Origin of the sequence: Sphaerisporangium melleum, assembly GCF_014646695.1 — a bacterium.
GTDB classification, from domain to species: Bacteria; Actinomycetota; Actinomycetes; order Streptosporangiales; family Streptosporangiaceae; genus Sphaerisporangium; species Sphaerisporangium melleum.
In genome coordinates this window covers 1-2,488 of sequence record NZ_BMNT01000078.1, presented here as the reverse complement: position 1 = coordinate 2,488, position 2,488 = coordinate 1, and the positions used below count along the sequence as shown (strand labels likewise).

Genomic DNA, 2,488 nt, shown 5'->3' with positions numbered 1-2,488 from the left:
GACCACGCCTATGGAACGCACCACCAGGCGATGCGCGACCCGGAGGAACGGCTTGCCGAGATCGAGCAGCGGCGGGCCGAGGGGGATCTCCGGGTCGGCGCCGCCGTCACAGAGGTGGGCCGGTGGCTCGGACGGGGAGCCGCACTGCTGGTCAACCTGTTCAACCCGCGGGTGATCGTGCTGGGCGGCTACTTCGCCCGGCTGGCCGACCAGATCATCCCCGTCGCGCAGGCGGAGCTGGACCGGCTGGGCATGACCAGCGCCGCCGAACGCTGCGGCTTCGCCGCCTCCACCCTCGGTTTCGGCGCGGCCGCACGGGGCGCGGTCAACGTCGTCATCGAGCGTGTGCTGTCCGACCCCACGACCATCGCCTTCCGCCCCTCGTAACCCCGAAGAGCCGCACCTGGCCCTCCCCCCACGCCCCCCAGTCCTTTCCGTCTGTCCGCCAATCGTCCCGTTCGCCGACCGTCAGCCAGAGCCGCGGCGGTGCCGTCCTCGCCGACTTCGGCTCAGCCGCGGTCGTGCCGTCTGGCGCGGTCGGCGAACGGGATCCCCCTCTCCCCTCGGCAGCCCCGAAACATCACCCCAGGAGGCCCCGTGCCGCCGTCATCCCCCGACTCGGCGTCCCTCCTCGTCATGCGAGGAATCGTCAAGCAGTTCCCCGGCGTACGCGCCCTGGACGGCGTGGACCTCGACGTCCGCGCCGGCGAGGTGCACTGCCTGCTCGGCCAGAACGGCGCGGGCAAGTCGACGCTCATCAAGGTGCTGGCCGGGGCGCACCAGCCCGACGAGGGCAGCATCACCTTCGGCGGTGAGACGGTTCGCCTGACCAGCCCGACCGCCGCGATCCGGCTGGGCATCTCCACCATCTACCAGGAGCTGGACCTCGTCGACGGGCTGAGCGTGGCGCAGAACGTCTTCCTCGGTCACGAGCCCTCGCGGCTGGGGTTCGTGGGCCAGAGCGAGGTGAACCGGGCGACCCGGGAGCTGCTGAGCGGGCTCGGGCACGGCGAGATCCGCCCGGCGACCGAGGTCGGCCGGCTGTCGCCGGCCGCCAAGCAGGTCGTGAGCATGGCGCGCGCCCTGTCGTACGACACCCGCCTGATCGTGATGGACGAGCCGTCGGCGGCCCTGGCCCACGACGAGGTGACCAACCTGTTCCGGATCATCCGCGAACTCACGGCGCAGGGCGTCGCGGTGATCTACATCTCGCACCGGCTCGAGGAGATCCGCGAGATCGGCGACCGGGTGACGGTGCTCAAGGACGGGCGCACGGTCGCCGTCGGGCTGCCGGCCAAGGAGACGCCCACCTCGCAGGTGGTCTCGCTCATGACCGGCCGCAACGTCGAGCACGTCTTCCCGGTCCGGCCCGACGCCGGAACCCACGACGAACGTCCGGAGATCCTGCGCGTGGAGAACCTGAGCGTCCCCGGCCGGGTCGAGGACGTGTCGTTCAGCGTGCGGTCCGGAGAGATCGTCGGGCTGGCCGGGCTGGTCGGGTCGGGCCGCTCGGAGATCATCGAGGCGATCTACGGCGCCCGCCGGGCCGGCGGCAAGGTCTTCATGGACGGCACGCCGGTGCGCGGCGGCAGCACCACCCGCGCCGTGCGGGCCGGCATGGGCCTGGCCCCCGAGGAGCGCAAGGCCCAGGGGCTGCTGCTCGACCAGAGCGTCACCCGCAACATCTCGCTGAGCAGCCTGAGCCGCTACGCCAAGCTGGGCTGGATGAACCGCGGCCAGGAGGCGTCCGAGGCCCGGGGGCAGATCGAGGACCTGGACATCCGTCCCCCTCACCCCGACCGGCCGATCAAGAACCTCTCCGGTGGCAACCAGCAGAAGGCCGTGCTGGCCCGCTGGCTGATCAACGGCCGCCGGCTGCTGCTGCTCGACGAGCCGACCCGTGGGGTCGACGTCGGGGCGCGGGCGGAGCTGTACGCCGTGATCCGGCGGCTGGCGGACGAGGGGCTCGGGGTGCTGCTGGTCTCCAGCGAGGTCCCCGAGGTGCTCGGCCTGGCCGACCGGGTGCTGGTCATCCGGGAGGGACGGGTGATCCACGAGAGCGATGCCCGGGACCTCGACGAACACAAGGTCCTCGATATGATCATGGAAGGAAGGTCGGCGTGAGCGACTCGCTGAAGCCCGCCGTCGACGAACCCGCGGTCGCCCCGGTACGGGCCGGCGGACCCGCCGGAGCGTCTGTGCTCAACCGCATCGGCGGTGTCCCCCATCTCGGGCTGATCATCGCGCTGGCGCTGCTGGCCGTGGTCGGCCTGGTGACGGTGCCCGAGAACTTCGCCACCGGGTCCAACCTGGTGAGCGTCCTGTCGCTCACCGCGACCATCGGTGTCATCACGGTCGGGATGACCTTCGTCATCATCGGTGGCGGCATCGACCTGTCGGTCGGCGCGCTGATGGCGCTGGCGTCGGTGTGGGCGACCACGCTGGCCACGCAGGCGTACGGCCCGTTCGTGATGATCATTTGTGCGGT

2 protein-coding genes and 1 pseudogene are annotated in these 2,488 nt (G+C 71.4%); all 3 read left to right on the top strand.

What is annotated here, in order from left to right:
• Positions 1-387: ROK family protein (locus IEY93_RS39040; protein ID WP_229691772.1), on the top strand; the 387-nt coding region annotated here is incomplete at its 5' end.
• A gap of 210 nt (positions 388-597) precedes the next feature.
• A complete protein-coding gene (locus IEY93_RS36630; protein ID WP_229691771.1) occupies positions 598-2,124 on the top strand; it encodes a sugar ABC transporter ATP-binding protein in 1,527 nt (508 codons plus the stop codon).
• A pseudogene (locus IEY93_RS36625) lies at positions 2,121-2,488 on the top strand (ABC transporter permease); the annotation flags it as partial. The gene IEY93_RS36630 and the pseudogene IEY93_RS36625, both read left to right, overlap by 4 nt.